Here is a 17,514-nt window from a genome sequence, read left to right as displayed (position 1 = left end):
TGGGGATAAGGGCGTGAATTATTGGCAAATTGGGTTTTTTCATTAGTACATGTTCCCTTTCCGGGTCATAGGTTAGTAGTGTAAGAAAAAAGACATCTGATGATGAAAGGAGATCGGAACATGTTTCACCACCATTGCCCGCCGCGGATCATGCCGGCTGTTGTGCATCCGACAAAATGCTGCGTTACGCACACCGTCCAGGATGTCATCGTGCCGCATGTTTTCCCGACGCATACAACCCATGTGAATCACCATGTATTTCATCAGCAAAACTACTTTCCGCACACGGAATCGTATGTCAATCAAACCGATCCGGGAACGGTCAGCAACTTTTTTGATCCAGTCAGGCCGCACGGGCCGAAGTGCTGCTGACAAATGGACGGCAAGGGCAATCCTTGCCGTCCTGCTTTTAGGAAAACAAAAAGGAGCGTAAAGCATTGGGAAAAGTTGTCGCCATTACAGGTTATAAACCGTATGAACTGGGGATATTCGAGACGGGTCACCCGGGTATTCGCTATATTCGAACGGCAATCAGAAGGCGGTTGCTGGAATTGCTCGATGAAGGATACGAATGGGTCATCATTTCCGGGCAGCAGGGCACCGAACTTTGGGCCGCTGAAACTGTTTTTGATCTGCAAGCGGAATATCCGGAACTTAAACTCGCTGTGTTAATGCCGTTTGAAGGGCAGGAAGAAAAGTGGAAAGACGAACAAAAAGAATACTACGAGATGGTGCTTTCCCAAGCCGATTTTGTTGCCGCCATCTCGAAGAGGCCGTACGAAAGCCCGCAGCAGTTCCGCAATAAAAACCGGATTTTCTTACATAAAAGCGACTGCCTGATGATTGTGTATGACGAAGAACGCGAAGGGTCTCCGAAATACTTGTTCGAAGCAGCAAAAAAGTTCAGCGAATCGCATCCGTATGACATCCGCATCATTGACTTTTACGATTTACAGGCAATAATAGAAGAAGAACAGACAGATTTTTAGGCAGCTGTGGTACAATTGACAAATAAAAAGGTTTTTGAAAAAATGAAATTATGTCTGGGAGATGTAAGGTGGTGTAAACATGTTATCGGATCAAATTAAATTGACGGCGAAAGACATTTTGGAAAAAGAGTTTAAAACGGCTGTCAGAGGCTACCGGCAGGAAGAAGTAGACAAATTTCTGGATCTGATCATAAAAGATTATGAAACGTTTAATCAGACGATTGAGGAGCTCCAGCAGGAAAACCTCCGGCTCAAAAAGCAGGCGGAAGAACTGACAAAACGGCAGCCTGTACAGCAAATGACCGGGACAACGAATTTCGATATTTTAAAACGGCTGTCCAATCTTGAAAAACATGTTTTCGGCAACAAATTAAATGAATAGCTGGCTCAAAAGCATGTGGGGAATTTTTCTGTGGAAAAGGGCCCGGGGAAGCGGCATAAAAAACAGACAACCGCTTGCCCAAACCCGGTATAGCAACGCGGGGGGAAGAAATTGACACATCCGTTAAAAATTACAGCTTGCAAGTCCCGGTTTCTTTTTATATAATAGATAAGCGTTGTGAATAACGTTCGGGTAATCGCTGCAGCCTGGAAACGGCTGTTGAGGAAAGTCCATGCTCGCACGGTGCTGAGATGCCCGTAGTGTTTGTGCCTGGCGAATTCATAAGCCAGGGCAGCCTTGGTTCAAGGCTGACGGCAGGGAAAACGCCTAAACCTTCAGGCAATGGCGGAGTACCCTTGAAAGTGCCACAGTGACGGAGCTTTACGGGAAACCGTAAAGGTGGAACGAGGTAAACCCCGCAAGCGAGCAACTCAAATCATGGTAGAGGCACTCTTTCTGAGGAAATGAACGAGGAAAGAGACAAGCGTATTGCTTGTAGATAGATGATTACCGCCTTCGTACGAGATGGCGCCACATCGTTTGCAGTACAAAGGTACAGAACATGGCTTACAGAACGTTATTCTGGCTGAATCGAAAGAATCGGGCCGGCGCTGCGGTATTTAGATATACAGCAGGCGCCCGGCCTTTTTTATACATAATTTTTTAAAACGGGGTTATCTGGTACTGAATGCCGCACAATAAGAAATATAAGATGAGAGATGGTGGGAAAATGTCTGGCTTTCAATTGATCGCGACAAGCGCAATGGGGATTGAGGCGCTTGTTGCAAAAGAAGTACGTTCACTCGGCTACGACTGTACGGTGGAAAACGGGAAAATTGAATTTGCCGGGGATGAATCGGCGATTGCCCGTGCCAATCTTTGGCTGAGGTGCGCGGACCGCGTCAAAATCAAAGCCGCTGAATTTAAGGCGGAAACTTTCGATGAACTGTTTGAAGGGACAAAAGCGGTTCCCTGGGAGGATTTTCTGCCGCGCGATGCCGAGTTCCCCGTCACCGGAAAATCGGTCAAGTCAAAGCTATTCAGTGTCCCGGACTGCCAGGGGATCGTCAAAAAAGCAATCGTTGAACGGCTAAAGTCCCGCTATAAAGGAACGAGCTGGTTTGAAGAAAACGGCCCGCTTTTTAAAATTGAAGTGGCGTTATTGAAAGACGTGGCCACGATTACGATCGATACAAGCGGGGCCGGGCTGCATAAACGCGGCTACCGCGCGGCGCAAGGGCCGGCGCCGATCAAAGAAACGCTTGCCGCCGCGCTGATCCGGCTGACAAACTGGCACCCGGACCGGCCGTTTCGCGATCCGTTTTCCGGCTCCGGCACGATTCCGATCGAAGCTGCGCTCATCGGGCAAAATATTGCACCGGGTTTTAACCGCGATTTTTTATGCGAAACATGGCCGTGGATGAGTGAGACCGTCTTTGAAAAAGCGCGCGAAGAAGCGGAAGATCTCGCCCGGTACGACCAGCCGCTTGATATATCCGGTTCAGATATCGACCCTGGGATGGTTGAAATCGCACGGCAAAATGCCAATGAGGCAGGACTTGGCGGCATCGTCACGTTTAAACAGATGCAGGTGGCCGATTTTACGGCGCAGGAAGCATACGGCACGATTGTGGGCAATCCGCCGTACGGTGAGAGAATCGGTGAACGGACGGAAGTGGAAAACATGTACCGGGAGATGGGCCGGGCATTTGCCAAGCTTGACACATGGTCAGTTTATATTTTGACGTCGGACGAACAGTTTGAACGCGCATACGGCAAAAAAGCGACGAAAAAGAGAAAGCTTTATAACGGGTCGATCAAAACCGATCTGTACCAGTTTTGGGGACCGCGCCCGCCGCGGAAAACAGAAAACTAAGCAAGCCGAATGGTTATCGTTTGTGCGCCGCGTGAAACATGATAAGATGGACGTGCAAGTGATTTGACGGGAGGCATGATGATGGGAACAGAGTCGATTGAAAAACTGGAGCAGGACTTTTTGACATATGTCAAAAAAATCAAAGCTTATGAAGAAGCGCTCGCCCTCATATACTGGGATTTGCGGACCGGCGCGCCGAAAAAAGGCGTCGGGCAGCGCGCGGAAGTGATCGGCATTTTATCGGGTGAAGTCTTTGACATGCAAACTTCAAAAGAAATGGCCGAATTTTTGGAGAAGCTTTTGCCGCACAAGCAGCAATTGCCGGAACGGACAGCCGGTACATTGGAAGAATGCCGGAAAACATACGAACGCAGCAAAAAAATCCCGCCTGACGAATACCAGGCTTATACGGTGCTCGTCTCGAAAGCGGAAAATGTTTGGGAAGAAGCAAAGGAAAAAGCAGACTTCTCCTTGTTCAAGCCTTATCTCGAACAAATCGTGGCATTCAAAAAGAAATTTGTCCGCTACTGGGGGTATGAAGGCCATCCGTATAATCCCCTGCTCGATCTGTATGAACCGGGCATGACGGTCGATGTACTCGACCGTGTATTCGAACAAGTGAAAGATGCGATTGTGCCGCTTGTCCAGAAAATCAGTATGTCGGAAGAAAAACCGGATACGGCATTTCTTTTTCACCCATTCCCGAAAGAAAAGCAAAAAGCGTTTACGCTTGAAATACTAAAGCAAATGGGCTTTGACTTTGAGGCGGGACGGCTGGATGAAACGGTGCATCCGTTTGCAACCGGCATCAACCAGGGGGATGTGCGGATTACGACACGTTATAATGAAAACGACTGGCGCGTCGATGTGTTCGGCGTCATGCATGAAGGCGGGCACGCTTTGTATGAGCAGCATATTTCAAAAGACTTGTCGGGTACGCCGCTTGCAGAAGGCGCGTCAATGGGGATACACGAATCACAATCCCTGTTTTTTGAAAACATCATCGGCCGTTCTTTTCCGTTCTGGAAGAAAAATTATCCGCTTTTGAAACAGTTTGCATCCGGCCAGTTTGATGACGTGCCGCTTGAAGCATTTTACCGTGCAGTGAACGAGGCGAAACCATCCCTGATCCGGATTGAAGCCGATATGTTGACGTATCCGCTTCATATTATGGTGCGGTATGAAATTGAAAAAGCGCTCCTCAATGATGAAATCGAAGTCGGGGAACTCCCGGAAATCTGGAATGCGAAATATGTGGACTATCTTGGCATCCGGCCGGCACATGACGGAGAAGGCGTACTCCAGGATGTGCATTGGGCCGGCGGGGATTTCGGCTATTTTCCGTCTTATGCGCTCGGCCTGATGTACGCCGCCCAGTTCAAACATGCGATGTTAAAATCGCTTCCAGATTTTGACAAGCTTGTGGAATCGGGCAATCTGGAGCCGGTGCGGAAATGGCTCACGGCGCATGTTCACCGGTTCGGCAAATTGAAAAAACCTGCCGATATTTTGCGCGATGCCACTGGTGAAGCGCTCAACCCGAAATACTTGATTGATTACTTAACCGAAAAATATACCGATGTATACCGGATCAAAGATTAAGATAGAACTTTCGGCTAACAAACAGTGCGGCAGCCGCCGGTTTCAGAAAGAAAACCGGAAACCTGCGTATGCTGCAGATCCGGTGTGCGTACCCTAACACAGGCAATTGTAACGATGGAAAAAACGGTGGATATTCCGGTTTTTCTATCCATGTTGCCCGCCGACTTTTCTGTAAAATTTTCGGCGGATGTTGCCTGCATTTTGCCAAACGCGAACAAAAAGAAAGACGGAAAATCCGCCGTTCGGAAATTTCGTCTTTACATGCCGGAAAGATACCCTTATACTTTTATTATAAAAACTGAACGCATTCACTCATATAATCGCGGGAATATGGCCCGCAAGTTTCTACCAGGCTGCCGTAAACGGCCTGACTATGGGTGGGCAATGGGAACGTTGTGGATGTTCCTTTTCCTTTTTGCACATGAAAAAGCTCAAAGGCGTTGCTTACTCCATTTTTTGTGGGTGCAGCGGCCTTTGGGCTTTTTTTCTGAAGGCCGCATGTTTCAATCAAGATCAATGCAGCGAAGGCAAAGAGGAGGAAAAACATTGAAAGCTTTACAAGAAAAAATTAGAAAAGATGGCATCGTGCTTTCGGACGAGGTGCTGAAAGTGGACGCTTTTTTAAATCATCAGGTCGATCCTGTCCTTATGAAACAGATCGGGGAAACATTTGCCGGGCTGTTTAAGCAGGATGGTGTAACCAAAATTTTGACGCTCGAATCTTCTGGCATTTCGCCCGCATTAATGACAGCACTTGAATTAAACGTTCCGATGGTTTTTGCCCGGAAAAGAAAACCGTTCACGCAGGACGCGGACGTATATGAAGCTTCCGTCCATTCATTTACAAAACAAACAAACCATATCATTTCCGTTTCGCGCGCTTTTTTAAATCAAGCTGACCGGGTGCTTATCGTAGATGATTTTCTCGCAAACGGCCAGGCAGCAGAAGGGCTGATCGATATAATAGACCAGGCGGGGGCTGAACTTTGCGGCATCGGCATTGTGATTGAAAAAGCATTCCAGCCGGGCGGAAAAAGGCTGCGCGACCGGGGCATCCGCGTGGAGTCGCTCGCATCCATTCGGTCGCTTGAAAACGGTACGGTCACATTTCAAGAGGAGGTGCATGCCAAATGAAACCGGAAAAAACGAAAATGACCGTACTGGCGCTCCAGCACGTTTTGGCGATGTATGCGGGCGCAGTCATTGTACCGATTATTACCGGCAGTTCCCTAGGAATGAATAGCAGGCAGCTGACGTATCTTGTTTCCGTTGATATTTTCATGTCAGGCCTTGCGACACTGCTGCAAATCTGGAAAAACCGGTTTTTCGGCATCGGGCTTCCGATTGTGCTCGGCTGCACCTTTACCGCCGTCGGGCCGATGATCGCAATCGGCAAGCAGTACGGCGTTTCAGCTGTGTACGGCGCCATTCTCGTATCAGGGCTGTTTGTCATTTTGATCAGCAAATTTTTCAGCAAGCTGGCCCGCTTTTTCCCGCCAGTTGTAACTGGGTCGGTTGTCACGATTATCGGCGTGACGCTTATTCCGGTTGCCATGAAAGATATGGCGGGCGGAGACGGAAGCAAAGATTTCGGCTCCCTAACCAATATTGCTCTTTCATTCGGCACTTTGCTCATTATTGTCCTTTTGCAGCGGTTTGCAAAAGGGTTTATCCGTTCGATCTCGATTTTAATCGGGCTGGCAATTGGCACCGTCGCGGCTGCATTGTTCGGAAAGGTCAGCTTTGCCCCGGTTGCGGAAGCCTCGTGGGTGCATATCGTGCAGCCGTTTTATTTCGGCATGCCGACTTTTGAGTGGAGCGCTTGTATCACGATGATCCTTGTGGCGCTCGTCAGTCTTGTGGAGTCTTCCGGTGTTTACTTCGCTTTAAGCGGGATCACCAAACAGCCGCTCCATGAAGATGACCTTGCGAGGGGTTATCGGGCTGAAGGTCTTGCCGTCATGCTTGGCGGATTATTTAATGCTTTCCCGTACACCGCTTTTTCTCAAAACGTCGGCCTCATCCAGCTTTCGGGCGTGAAATCGAAAAACGTGATGGTACTTGTCGGCTCCTTTTTGCTCCTTTTTGGGCTGATTCCGAAATTAGGCGCCCTAACGACGATTATTCCATCTTCCGTACTCGGCGGGGCGATGATTGCGATGTTCGGGATGGTCATTGCGTCAGGCATCAAAATGCTAAGCAAAGTCGATTTCGCCAATAACGAAAACTTGTTTATCATTGCCTGTTCAATCGGGATTGGCCTTGGCGTCACGGTGGTACCGGATATTTTCAAAGGTTTGCCGTCGAATATCCAGCTCCTTACGCAAAGTGGCATTGTCGCAGGTAGTGTGACGGCGATTGTGCTGAATCTTTTTTTCCATATCCTTCCGAATAAACAAGAGGCAAAAGCAAAGGTGAAAAAAGTCGGGACACAGGCATCCTGACAGCATGAAAAAAGCTGAACCGGAATCCGGTTCAGCTTTTTTCGGGTTAATTTAAATTGCCGGTATTGATGACCGGCTGTGCGGCCCGGTCGGATACAATCGAAACCATCAGATTGTTGATCATCACCATTTTCCGCTCTTCGTCCAGTTCAAAGCCGTCTTTTTCCAGTTGCGCAATCGCCATCTGGGCCATGCCGACTGCCCCTTCCACGATTTTTTTCCGGGCGGCAAGAATGGCGGAAGCTTGCTGGCGCTGCAGCATGACGCTGGCAATTTCTGTAGAGTAGGCAAGGTGCGTGAGGCGCGCTTCCATAATTTCCACGCCGGCAACGTCAAGGCGCGGCTGAAGTTCCTCTTTTAAATGTTTGGAGACTTCCTCCCCGTTTCCGCGCAGCGAAATTCCTTCTTCCTCCGCGCTGTCATAAGGGTATTTTGTGGCAACATGGCGGAGCGCCGTTTCGCTTTGAATCTCAACAAATTCCTCGTAGTCCTCCACATTAAACACGGCTTTTGCAGCATCCACTACACGGAACACGATGACTGCCGCAATTTCAATCGGATTTCCGTCCACGTCATTCACTTTTAATTTGGCGCTGTTAAAATTCCTTACCCGCAACGAAACGCGCCGCCTTACACTGAGCGGGACCGTTACGTAAAAGCCGCTTTCCCGGATCGCGCCTATATAGCGGCCGAAAAAAGTGACAACCAGCGCCTGATTCGGTTGGATGACACAAATTCCCGAGACAAGCAGGACGCTTATGGCAAGCAGGACAATACCGGCAAAAAAATTGACGGCAAAAAGGAAAAACAAACCTAGAAGCGCGAAAACGACAATCGCTAAAATCCCGAGAAAACCGTTTATGTGCCAAGCTTTCTTTTCGGACATCTTATCCCCACCTCTTTTATTTTCTCTTCACTTCATCATAACATGCCGGCATATTGCCGTCACGCTGAGGCGAGGAAAATCCTGTAATATTTTAACAAAACAAAAGCCGCCGAAGTGTGGCGGCTACTGCCGGTTTAACTGCCATTCCTGAAAGGAGCCCGTTCCGTTGCATCCGGAACAGTCAAACGGATAAGCGTATTCGTATGCGGCCGGCATGATAAAACCGCGCCCGCCGCAATCCGGACATTTGTTTTGTTCCTGCATCGTGGACATGTATTTTTCACGTCTTGCGGACTGCCAGGCAGAAAGGGAACGGAATAATCCCATCTGCGGTCACCTCCTGATACAGCCATATTATAGGTTTTTTTCCGGAAAATTATCCGCGGTCCGCAGCATTCGCCCAGGCAAGGGAAAAAATGAGTCTAATATAGTATGAATACGATGAAAAATTCGTTAAAATAGAGCTATCAACACACAATGGGGAGTAAAGTGATGGCCAAACTACAGGAAAAAAGCAAAAACACAACACAGATTTTAAGCTTAATTGAACATTTCCGGCAAAACGGGGATGAACAAAGGGTGGAAAAAGCGAAAAACCTGCTGAAAAAAGTCCGCCGCGAAGACTTTCATATCGCGTTTTGCGGGCATTTTTCAGCCGGCAAGTCCACCATGATTAACGCGCTTTTAGGCAGCCGTGTTCTTCCGTCAAGCCCGATTCCGACGAGCGCCAATCTTGTCAAAATTGAAAAGGGGACGGAAGACTGTGCCATCGTTTATGAAAAAGGGGAAGCCCCTTTGATTTTTCACGCGCCGTATGATTTTGAAGTTGTCAAAAATTATTGCAAAAAAGGGCATGTCCAGGAAATTGAAATCACAAAGCCCGATTCCGATTTGCCGGCGGGATTGACGGTGATGGATACGCCGGGTGTCGATTCAACCGACGATGCGCACCGGATTGCCACGGAATCGGCTATTTATATGGCGGATCTTGTCTTTTATGTGATGGATTACAACCATGTCCAGTCGGAACTCAATTTTACCTTTACAAAAGAACTGCTCGATCACGGGCTTGAACTTTATTTAATTATTAACCAGATTGACAAGCACCAGAGCGAAGAGCTGCCGTTTTCCGCATTCCGGCGAGGGGTTGAAAATGCATTTGCATCCTGGCATGTCCAGCCGGGCGGCATTTTTTACACCTCTTTAAAAGACCCGGATCATCCCGATAATGAATTCGGCCGGCTGAAAGCGCTCATTGACCACGCCGTTTCCGAAAAATCCGCCCGACTGGAACGGTCTGTTGAAGCATCCTTAAGCGTCTTGGAAAAAGAGCATGACGACTGGCTTGAAGCGCAGTACGCACCGCAAAAAGCAGCATATGAGGAAGTGCTTGCAAAATATTCGGGCACCGGGAAAACGGAAGCGTACGAAGCGGAACAAGAGTGGCTTGAAAAAGAACGGGCGCTTCTTACCCGCATTGAAAATTGGGATGAGGATACGCGGCAAAAGCTTCAAACGTTTCTGGACGGCGCCTATTTAATGCCGTTTGAAACGAGAGAGAAAGCAAAGGCGTATCTTGAAAGCATGCAAAAAGATTTCCATGCCGGCGTTTTTTTTGCAAAGAAGAAAAAAACCAAAGAAGCAAGAAAACAGCGGCTCCATGATTTCTATGCCGCCCTCGAAGCCAATACCGAAGCACAAATCGACTGGCATCTCCGCCCGCTGGCGCAAGAAGCTTTAAAACCGCTGCATCTTGCTGGCGCGCAAATGCTGGAACAACAGGCCGGCATGCTTAAAGCAGATTTCAGCGAAGCAATGCTCGCCGCCCAGGTAAAAGAGGGTGCACGGCTGACAGGCGACTATATCCTCCATTATTGCGAAAATGTCTCGGATGAAATCAAACGAGCCGCCCGTGAGGCTTGGAACGATTGGAAAGCGCTCGTCCTGAAACAGGCTGCCTTGGAAACGGATGAACAGCTTAAAATGGTTCGGAAAAAGGCCGTGCAGGCAAAAGAACTGGCAGAGGCTTACAGGAATCTCGAAAAAATAGAAAGGCAGCTTGCCGAAAAACGGACTGAATTGAAAGCGCCTGCCGCACATCCGGAACAGCTGCTGGCTGAAATAGAGAAAGAATGGGCGGGTGAAAAGGCGCATTACCGGGTGTATCGCGGGGAAAAGGATGCAAAACAGCCTGAAGAAACCGGCAAGGCTTTAGAAAGCCCGGGCCCGACAGAAAAACAAGCCGGCACATTGCCGCCTGAAACCGTGCTTGCCAAAATAGAGCAGGCGATTACGCTGCTTAAGCACCAGCACGGTTTCGGGCGGTATACCGAAACGCTCAGAACCAAAAGCAGGCGCCTGAAAAACCGCCGCTATACCGTTGCGCTGTTCGGCGCGTTCAGCGCGGGAAAATCGTCTTTTGCAAACGCGCTTGCCGGCGAAAAAGTACTGCCGGTTTCACCGAATCCGACAACAGCGGCCATTTGCAGGATCTGCCCGCCTGATGCGGCACATCCGCATAAAACGGCAGCCGTAAAGCTGAAAACGGAGGCGCAGATGCTGGAAGATGTAAACAAGTCGCTTGCTGTTTTCGGGCATAGTTGCCGTTCGTTCGAGGAAGTGCTTGAAAAAATTGAAACTTTGCACGCAAAAGAAACGGGCAAAGCAAACGAAAAAGTTCATTTATCTTTTTTGCGTGCCTTTGCAAAAGGCTTCCCTGATTTTAACGGGCGGGCCGGACAGAACTTGAATGCCGGGATGGAAGCGTTCCGCCGGTTTGTTGCCGATGAAACCCAGTCTTGTTTTGTTGAATCCATTGATTTATTTTATGATTGCCCGTTCACAAGACTTGGCATTACGCTTGTTGATACGCCCGGAGCCGACTCGATCAATGCCCGGCATACCGGCGTAGCATTTGAATATATTAAAGACTCGGATGCGGTTTTCTTCGTCACATACTACAACCATGCCTTCGCGCGCGCAGACAGGGAATTTCTCATCCAGCTCGGGCGGGTAAAAGAAGCATTTGAACTGGATAAGATGTTTTTTATTGTCAATGCGATTGATCTTGCCTCGTCCGGCGAAGAATATAAAGAAGTGATGGACTATGTCAGGGGTCAGCTGCTCCATTTCGGCATCCACAATCCGCGCCTTTATGGTGTATCAAGCCTGCTTGCGCTTTCGGGCAGGCGGGAGGAAGCGAAAATGGCCGAATTTGAAGCGGGCTTCCGCCAATTTCTCGACCATGATTTGCTGAATATGGTGCTTCAGTCTGCACAAAACGAGCTGGAACGCGGCCTTGCAATGGTGGATGCCGTGATCCGCGATGCCAATGAATCGATTGAAACAAAGAAAGCGAAACGGGAACTTCTCCGGAAACGGCGGGAAGAGGCAGAAGCCATTTTGAAAAATACAAAGCCGGCGTTTTTCACGGACAGCGTCATGCAGGAGCAGAAGGAGCTGCTCTATTACGTAAAACAGCGCGTTTTCTACCGCTTCGCCGACTTTTTCAAGGAAGCTTTTAATCCGGCAACGGTGAAGGCAGCGAAAGATTTGCCGGGCGCCCTTCAAGAGCTTGCAGAACTCGTTGGCTATGATTTTGCGCAGGAGATGCGGGCGACAAATGTAAGGCTTGAAGCCCATTGCCGGAAATTATTCACATCGCAAAGCGCGGAATGGAACAGGGAGATGAAACGTTTGCTTCCTGATTTGTCTGTCAGCACGTTTGAAGCGGGCGCACACGCTACGCCTGATTTTCCTGCGGCCTTTTCGGAAACGGATTTGGAACCGTTTGAAAAGGCATTCCGCCATTTTAAAAATGCGCGCACTTTTTTTGAAAAAGGGGGAAAAGCCGGCATGCAGGAAGAACTGCAGGCGATGTTTGAACCGCTTGCGCAGCAGTATCTTGACGTGCAAGGAGAAAAGCTTGCCGGTTCGTTCCGCTCATGGCTGGAGGAAGAGTTTGCGAAAATGCAATCGGAAGCTTTACTCGATATTGCCGAACAGTTCGATGCCCGTCTTGAAGCCCTTGAAGAAAGTGTGAACGTGGCAGAATGGATGGAAATCCGCGAAAAACTCGTTTTGCCTTCCTGAGGATAAAAAATGATGTGAGAAAATATAACATTTTGTTGACAAAAAAACTCACATGGAATATAGTAAAAATATAAAGAAAAGGAGCGTATAACATGGGTCGAAAAGAAATCCGCCGTTCGATGCCGCTTTTGCCGATCGGAACCGTTATGAAGCTAACAGATTTATCGGCCCGGCAGATCCGCTATTATGAAGAACACGAGCTGATTACACCGGCAAGAACGGAAGGCAATCGCCGCCTTTATTCTTTAAATGATGTCGACCGGCTTCTTGATATTAAAGATTTGCTGGATCAGGGGATCAATATTGCAGGCATCAAAAAAATCTTATTGATGAACGACCGCCGCGGAACCGGGCCGGTACTCGTCAAAAATCATGTAACGGATGAAGAAATCCGCAAACGGCTTCGCCAGGAACTGCTGCAGGCCGGCCGTTTTCAAAGACCGAGCCAGCGGTTGTCCGATGCGCCCCGGTTTTTCCATTAACATTGTTGAAAAGCTAGTTTTATAGCTTAGATATATACTTTTTATTGCCTAAAGGGAGGAATACTGTTCATGCCTAAGTTTACACGTGAAGATATTTTGAAAAATGCCGAAGAACAAAATGTGAAATTCATCCGCTTGCAGTTCACGGATATTTTGGGGACGATTAAAAACGTGGAAATCCCGCTCAGCCAGCTTGAAAAAGCGCTCGACAATAAAATCATGTTCGACGGCTCTTCGATTGAAGGGTTTGTCCGGATTGAAGAATCGGATATGTATCTGTATCCGGACTATGATACATGGGTCATTTTCCCGTGGACCGCTGAGAAAGGGAAAGTCGCCCGTCTGATTTGCGATATTTATAATCCGGACGGCACCCCGTTTGAAGGTGATCCGCGGAATAATTTGAAACGGGTATTGAAAGAAATGGAAGAACTTGGCTTCACGAGTTTTAATCTTGGGCCTGAACCGGAATTCTTCCTCTTCAAGCTGAATGAAAAAAATGAACCGACACTGGAGCTGAACGACAACGGCGGCTATTTTGACCTGGCGCCGACGGACCTTGGCGAAAACTGCCGGCGCGACATCGTATTGGAACTCGAGGAAATGGGCTTTGAAATTGAAGCGTCCCACCATGAAGTTGCACCCGGCCAGCACGAAATTGATTTTAAATATGCGGATGCAGTCAGGGCATGCGACAATATCCAGACCTTTAAACTGGTGGTCAAGACGATTGCACGCAAACATGGCCTGCATGCGACGTTTATGCCGAAACCGTTGTTTGGCGTGAACGGTTCCGGGATGCACACCAATCTTTCGCTTTTTAAAGGAAAAGAAAATGCATTCTATGACCCGAACGATGCAGAACTGCAGCTGAGCGATACGGCATACCAGTTCATTGCCGGCATTATGAAGCATGCTTCGAACTTTACGGCTGTCACGAATCCGACGGTGAACTCCTATAAACGGCTTGTGCCGGGTTATGAAGCGCCTTGTTATGTTGCCTGGTCCGCTCGCAACCGCAGCCCGCTCATGCGGATTCCGGCTTCCCGCGGTTTAAGCACGCGCGTTGAGGTGCGCAGCGTTGACCCGTCTGCCAATCCGTATCTCGCGCTCGCCGTCCTGTTAAAAGCAGGGCTTGACGGCATCGCGAACAAATTGCAGGCGCCGGAACCGGTCGACCGCAACATCTATGTCATGACGAAAGAAGAAAGAGAAGAAGCCGGCATTGTCGACCTCCCGGGCACACTGCTGCAGGCGCTGGAAAACTTAAAATCGGATGATGTAATGGTAGACGCCCTTGGCGATCACATTCTCGAACATTTCCTCGAAGCAAAAGAAATTGAATGGGATATGTTCCGCACACAAGTCCACCAATGGGAACGCGACCAGTATATCGAAATGTATTAAGCAAGAAACCCCTTGAAGCGTAAGGCTTTGAGGGGTTTCTGTATTTTGGTCAAATTGCTTTTTTTGGGTGGTGAATAATTAGTTGACCAAAATTTGACCAAAAAAATTTCAGTTTTTGATCCGGCTGTAATAGTCATCAAACTTTTCGATTTTCTCACGTTCGATTTTTTCCGAGATATGGCTGTATACATCAGATGTAATACTTTGTCAGATTCAATGAACATAAGAGCCTCCTTCTTTTTCCCTTTTTATGCTCACCCCTTTGGTTGGTTTGTCAAAAATAAGTTTGGTTGTCACAGCTTTTTCAAAAGTGTTGTGCATGGTAACATGTACAATTTCAACAGCGGCAGCCTTTACTTCTTCTTTTGAGTTGAAACCCTTCTTTGATTTTTCACGTTGCTTTTTCGTTATTGGTCCAAATAAGTTATTCGATATTCCCAGACGTCTGCTTGGAATTTTTTCGTTTATAGTCGTAAAAATTGAGATTCAAATTATTCACTTCGCCTTTTCCTCCCGACAAAATATTGTATAATTTAATTATAGAACCTGTGTTCCTTATGTGCTATAATAAAAAGCAAAAAAGCCCTCGCGTTTGCGGGGGCTACTCTTCTTCTTTCAAAGTCAATGTAATTTCTACTCCCAAAGTGAGCTCGTTAATTACAACAACGTCTTTATCCTTCTCAAAATCATAGTCAACTTTCTTTGTTTTTCCGCCCACAAAACTGGCCGTTACTTTGTCAATCAAATCATTATCCAGTAATTTACAGACCTGGACATTATATTCTTTCGGTACATATCCGATATGAAATTGCTTTTCGTTCAAATTGGCCATTACCTTTATGGCATTTTGGTCAAATTCATTGTCTGGCTCTTTTTCAAATGATACATAGTCCCCAAACATCACATCTTCAAATTCCGAAGCTTCAGCCATAAATTCCAAGATGTCTTTATTTGTCCATCCACCGTACGACTCAACATCTTGCTCTTTTGCAATCTCGCGGGCAATCCGACGCAAAAGAGGTTGAATTTCCTTACCTTTATCATTTTCAAATGTCACCCCGGAAACATTAAAGGTGATGCTTTTCTTTTTAGGCGGCTGAGGTTTGGGCTCGGGTTTTTGAACTATTTCTGGCTGTTCTTGAATTACTGGATCCGGTAGCGGTTCGGGTGTCAGCCTCTTAACAACTGGCGGTTCAACTTCTGTTTTTTCTTCCTCTGCAGGCGAGGCTGGTGGCTCTTCAATCGCTGCAGCTGCCGGGATGATACTCCTCACTTCTTTTTCTTTGCTTTTCACCATTCTTTTATATTGTTTAAATTCCGATTTCATAACTCTAAACTTTTCCCCAGTTGCAACGTTTTTCACCAAGCATGTTTTGGTGCATGCTTCTTTAATTGTGAGGTAAATCAGCAGAAGCCAAAGTGACAAAGTAAATGTGGGCAGTATTAATAAAAACGCGGCAATCGTCAGTCCAATATCAACGCCGGAGTTCAACCTTCTTAACACCAGGCGTTTACCGGCTGCAGCCTCCGCCTGTTGCATCTGCTGCATCCTTTGCAGTGACGCGATTGTGTCAAAGCTCATTTTCATCATCCTCCTAGTAAATCGTCAACCTTACATCTAAGCGGCTTTGCCAATTTAAAAGCCTTTTCCACTGTAGAGTATGACCGTCAACTTATTCAGTTTGATAACTGTGTCGGCGATATATCCAATTCTTTTGCTGTGTACTTTTTCCTATATCCTGCAGTGTCAATGTGTTCCCAGATCCGGCTTTTCATCAGCTCACCAAACGCCTCACGTTTGCAGGGGGCTATAAATTATTTCACCAAAACTGCATTGTAAATTTTCCAATTATAATTTAAATCGTAATCCCCTCGAGACGTTAAATTTCCACGTACTGTAATTTTTTCTCCTTGCTTTATATTTTTGAATTGGGACGGATCTTTATATTTCGCAACAAAACAATAAAATAATTTTTTCTTGTCCCCTAATTCGCCCCAAGTTTCTCCGTTATAATCGTCATTTCCATAAACAAATACTTCACTGGTTCCTGCATGTTCGACTGTTCCAGTCCAAGTTACCTTTTTACCATATATTTGTTTATCCCATACCGCTGTTTTATTGCCACCCAATTTTTTATATTCGTTAACAAATTTCATAAAGTCGTTACTTTCCAGTGCTGCTACTGTACTTTCGCCAATATTTTCATTAGTCTTGTTAGCTTCCTTTTTTGGAGTTGGTTCTTCAGCAGTTGTGGCAGTTGCTACCTTATCCTTGATTTGCTTTGAGGCCTCCTTTTTCTCGGCATTTTCTTTTGGAGCGGTCGAAACGTTTTTTACAGTTTTCTTATCGGTGGCTTTTTCCCCCGTATTGTTGCTTGGGATAGCAAGCCCCGCGATAAAAAACACAAGAGATATTAAAAATACTGTCAATCCGTGTTTTTTCTTTTTAGTAACCCGCCCCAAAATCATTAAAACGATACTGACTATTATGCCGGCGGTTCCAATTAGCCCCAGAAATGCACTCATTTGTTTTCCTCCTTTTTCCTATATATGTCCTCAAATTTTACGTTTAAGAGCTCGCAAAGTTTTAGGAGCTGCGGAACAGATGGATATGTTTTTCCCGTGCACCAATTAGATAAGGTATTTGCGGAAATCCCAAATTTATTACAAATATCTTTGCGATCGATTCCTGACTGCTTAATCCATGCTCCCAATAAAACTATAACATTATCATCCTTCAATCTCATCACCCATTGTATGTAATTCGATACAAGTTTATTATTTACCTTTACAAATTTCTTTCAGAAAATCATAAGTTATTTTGTATGGACAAGATATATTTCCACCTTCCCGATCGTTGCTTTATCAAATGCCGCTGGAGAAGGTAGTTCGGGAATATTCCAGATCCACGCGTAGCGATGCTTTGTGGGTCGTTTTGGAACTTCTTGATTTTAGCAACAAATTACTCCGTAATTTACAAAGGAGTGTTGCAGATGAAGGGAGGAGTGGGCGGGATCGCGACAAAAGCATACTTGGCAAAAAATGGTTTGTCAAATGATGACTCGGATTAAATAAAGGAGATTTTTTCGCTGATCGGGGTAAACGTCAAAGATGGCAAACAAACGTACACTACACAGCTAGTCAAAAAACGGGATTACGAATGGGGCACGGAATACCGGTGTCGGATACCATTGGCAGAAGTTTCGAGGACTATGTTGTCAAACAAAGAGCTTGGAAGCTGGTCTGGTGAGTCGTCGGATGAAACTGTAGATCAAAGATCTGAAAAACCTTAAATTAGACCGGGCAGTGATTAAACAGCTCAAAAGTATATTTGCGAAAAAAATGACCGCCAAA

Annotated in this window: 15 protein-coding genes, 1 other RNA gene and 1 riboswitch; of the genes, 11 read left to right on the top strand and 5 right to left on the bottom strand. The window is 46.8% G+C overall.

The genetic code is table 11. From position 1 onward, the window contains the following. Positions 1–120 precede the first annotated feature (120 nt). The 8 genes from NST70_RS08330 to NST70_RS08295 all read left to right on the top strand — a co-directional run bounded on the left by NST70_RS08330 (position 121) and on the right by NST70_RS08295 (position 7,293). Positions 121–372, top strand: coding sequence for a spore coat protein (locus tag NST70_RS08330; RefSeq protein WP_258921520.1), 252 nt, complete (start codon positions 121–123; stop codon positions 370–372). A 65-nt stretch (positions 373–437) separates the two neighbouring features. Continuing rightward, positions 438–989, top strand: a complete 552-nt coding sequence (locus tag NST70_RS08325; RefSeq protein ID WP_019720919.1) for a DUF1273 domain-containing protein — start codon at positions 438–440, stop codon at positions 987–989. Between the two features lie 79 nt (positions 990–1,068). After that, positions 1,069–1,371 (top strand): cell division regulator GpsB, encoded by a 303-nt coding sequence (gene gpsB / locus NST70_RS08320; RefSeq protein WP_019720918.1) that lies wholly within the window; start codon positions 1,069–1,071, stop codon positions 1,369–1,371. Between the two features lie 184 nt (positions 1,372–1,555). After that, an RNA gene (rnpB, locus tag NST70_RS08315) (RNase P RNA component class B) lies at positions 1,556–1,946 on the top strand. Between the two features lie 155 nt (positions 1,947–2,101). After that, entirely contained in the window at positions 2,102–3,247 is a 1,146-nt protein-coding gene (locus NST70_RS08310) for a class I SAM-dependent RNA methyltransferase (RefSeq protein ID WP_342476167.1), read from the top strand. 81 nt (positions 3,248–3,328) lie between these two features. Next, positions 3,329–4,849: a carboxypeptidase M32 gene (locus tag NST70_RS08305; RefSeq protein ID WP_035188106.1), complete on the top strand. Its 1,521-nt coding sequence runs from the start codon at positions 3,329–3,331 to the stop codon at positions 4,847–4,849. Between the two features lie 292 nt (positions 4,850–5,141). Next, positions 5,142–5,243, top strand: a riboswitch (purine riboswitch). A gap of 152 nt (positions 5,244–5,395) precedes the next feature. Then, entirely contained in the window at positions 5,396–5,983 is a 588-nt protein-coding gene (locus NST70_RS08300) for a xanthine phosphoribosyltransferase (protein WP_035188158.1), read from the top strand. After that, complete coding sequence (locus NST70_RS08295) at positions 5,980–7,293, top strand: nucleobase:cation symporter-2 family protein (RefSeq protein ID WP_035188109.1); 1,314 nt, start codon at positions 5,980–5,982, stop codon at positions 7,291–7,293. The genes NST70_RS08300 and NST70_RS08295 overlap by 4 nt, the downstream gene beginning before the upstream one ends. Before the next feature lie 46 nt (positions 7,294–7,339). Here the strand turns inward: NST70_RS08295 and NST70_RS08290 are convergent, their stop codons facing one another. Both NST70_RS08290 and NST70_RS08285 read right to left on the bottom strand, forming a co-directional pair. Beyond that, entirely contained in the window at positions 7,340–8,179 is an 840-nt protein-coding gene (locus tag NST70_RS08290) for an SPFH domain-containing protein (RefSeq protein ID WP_035188112.1), read from the bottom strand. A 123-nt stretch (positions 8,180–8,302) separates the two neighbouring features. Then, positions 8,303–8,506, bottom strand: coding sequence for a hypothetical protein (locus NST70_RS08285; RefSeq protein WP_035188116.1), 204 nt, complete (start codon positions 8,504–8,506; stop codon positions 8,303–8,305). Between the two features lie 165 nt (positions 8,507–8,671). On the opposite strand from NST70_RS08285, the gene NST70_RS08280 reads away from it, so the two are divergent. From NST70_RS08280 to glnA, 3 genes are all read left to right on the top strand, one after another. Further along, the gene (locus NST70_RS08280) at positions 8,672–12,271 is read left to right on the top strand and encodes a dynamin family protein (protein ID WP_342476166.1); all 3,600 of its coding nucleotides are present in this window, start codon (positions 8,672–8,674) and stop codon (positions 12,269–12,271) included. Between the two features lie 92 nt (positions 12,272–12,363). Continuing rightward, the gene (locus NST70_RS08275) at positions 12,364–12,753 is read left to right on the top strand and encodes a MerR family transcriptional regulator (RefSeq protein WP_014098211.1); all 390 of its coding nucleotides are present in this window, start codon (positions 12,364–12,366) and stop codon (positions 12,751–12,753) included. A gap of 69 nt (positions 12,754–12,822) precedes the next feature. Beyond that, positions 12,823–14,160 carry a type I glutamate--ammonia ligase gene (gene glnA / locus NST70_RS08270; protein WP_014098212.1) on the top strand — a complete coding sequence of 446 codons (1,338 nt, stop codon included), beginning with the start codon at positions 12,823–12,825 and terminating at the stop codon, positions 14,158–14,160. Between the two features lie 601 nt (positions 14,161–14,761). Here the strand turns inward: glnA and NST70_RS08265 are convergent. From NST70_RS08265 to NST70_RS08255, 3 genes are all read right to left on the bottom strand, one after another. Continuing rightward, the gene (locus NST70_RS08265; RefSeq protein WP_064505175.1) at positions 14,762–15,742 is read right to left on the bottom strand and encodes an HIRAN domain-containing protein; all 981 of its coding nucleotides are present in this window, start codon (positions 15,740–15,742) and stop codon (positions 14,762–14,764) included. Positions 15,743–15,975: 233 nt separating this feature from the next. Then, positions 15,976–16,686, bottom strand: coding sequence for a hypothetical protein (locus tag NST70_RS08260; RefSeq protein ID WP_019720372.1), 711 nt, complete (start codon positions 16,684–16,686; stop codon positions 15,976–15,978). After that, the gene (locus NST70_RS08255) at positions 16,683–16,907 is read right to left on the bottom strand and encodes a helix-turn-helix transcriptional regulator (RefSeq protein WP_035188126.1); all 225 of its coding nucleotides are present in this window, start codon (positions 16,905–16,907) and stop codon (positions 16,683–16,685) included. The genes NST70_RS08260 and NST70_RS08255 overlap by 4 nt, the downstream gene beginning before the upstream one ends. Positions 16,908–17,514: the final 607 nt, after the last annotated feature.

This window comes from Weizmannia sp. FSL K6-0777, assembly GCF_038593185.1.
GTDB lineage: Bacteria > Bacillota > Bacilli > Bacillales > Bacillaceae_C > Weizmannia > Weizmannia faecalis.
The sequence above is the reverse complement of the archived record's forward strand: the minus strand, read 5'-3'. Positions and strand labels throughout refer to the sequence as shown.

What these genes read in the sequence shown, in the direction of transcription:
- NST70_RS08330 (WP_258921520.1), top strand. Translation starts at nt 121, where the DNA reads ATGTTTCACCACCATTGCCCGCCGCGGATCATGCCGGCTGTTGTGCAT.
- gpsB (WP_019720918.1), top strand. Translation starts at nt 1,069, where the DNA reads ATGTTATCGGATCAAATTAAATTGACGGCGAAAGACATTTTGGAAAAA.
- NST70_RS08310 (WP_342476167.1), top strand. Translation starts at nt 2,102, where the DNA reads ATGTCTGGCTTTCAATTGATCGCGACAAGCGCAATGGGGATTGAGGCG.
- NST70_RS08305 (WP_035188106.1), top strand. Translation starts at nt 3,329, where the DNA reads ATGGGAACAGAGTCGATTGAAAAACTGGAGCAGGACTTTTTGACATAT.
- NST70_RS08295 (WP_035188109.1), top strand. Translation starts at nt 5,980, where the DNA reads ATGAAACCGGAAAAAACGAAAATGACCGTACTGGCGCTCCAGCACGTT.
- NST70_RS08290 (WP_035188112.1), bottom strand. Translation starts at nt 8,179, where the DNA reads ATGTCCGAAAAGAAAGCTTGGCACATAAACGGTTTTCTCGGGATTTTA.
- NST70_RS08285 (WP_035188116.1), bottom strand. Translation starts at nt 8,506, where the DNA reads ATGGGATTATTCCGTTCCCTTTCTGCCTGGCAGTCCGCAAGACGTGAA.
- NST70_RS08280 (WP_342476166.1), top strand. Translation starts at nt 8,672, where the DNA reads ATGGCCAAACTACAGGAAAAAAGCAAAAACACAACACAGATTTTAAGC.
- NST70_RS08275 (WP_014098211.1), top strand. Translation starts at nt 12,364, where the DNA reads ATGGGTCGAAAAGAAATCCGCCGTTCGATGCCGCTTTTGCCGATCGGA.
- glnA (WP_014098212.1), top strand. Translation starts at nt 12,823, where the DNA reads ATGCCTAAGTTTACACGTGAAGATATTTTGAAAAATGCCGAAGAACAA.
- NST70_RS08265 (WP_064505175.1), bottom strand. Translation starts at nt 15,742, where the DNA reads ATGAGCTTTGACACAATCGCGTCACTGCAAAGGATGCAGCAGATGCAA.
- NST70_RS08260 (WP_019720372.1), bottom strand. Translation starts at nt 16,686, where the DNA reads ATGAGTGCATTTCTGGGGCTAATTGGAACCGCCGGCATAATAGTCAGT.
- NST70_RS08255 (WP_035188126.1), bottom strand. Translation starts at nt 16,907, where the DNA reads ATGAGATTGAAGGATGATAATGTTATAGTTTTATTGGGAGCATGGATT.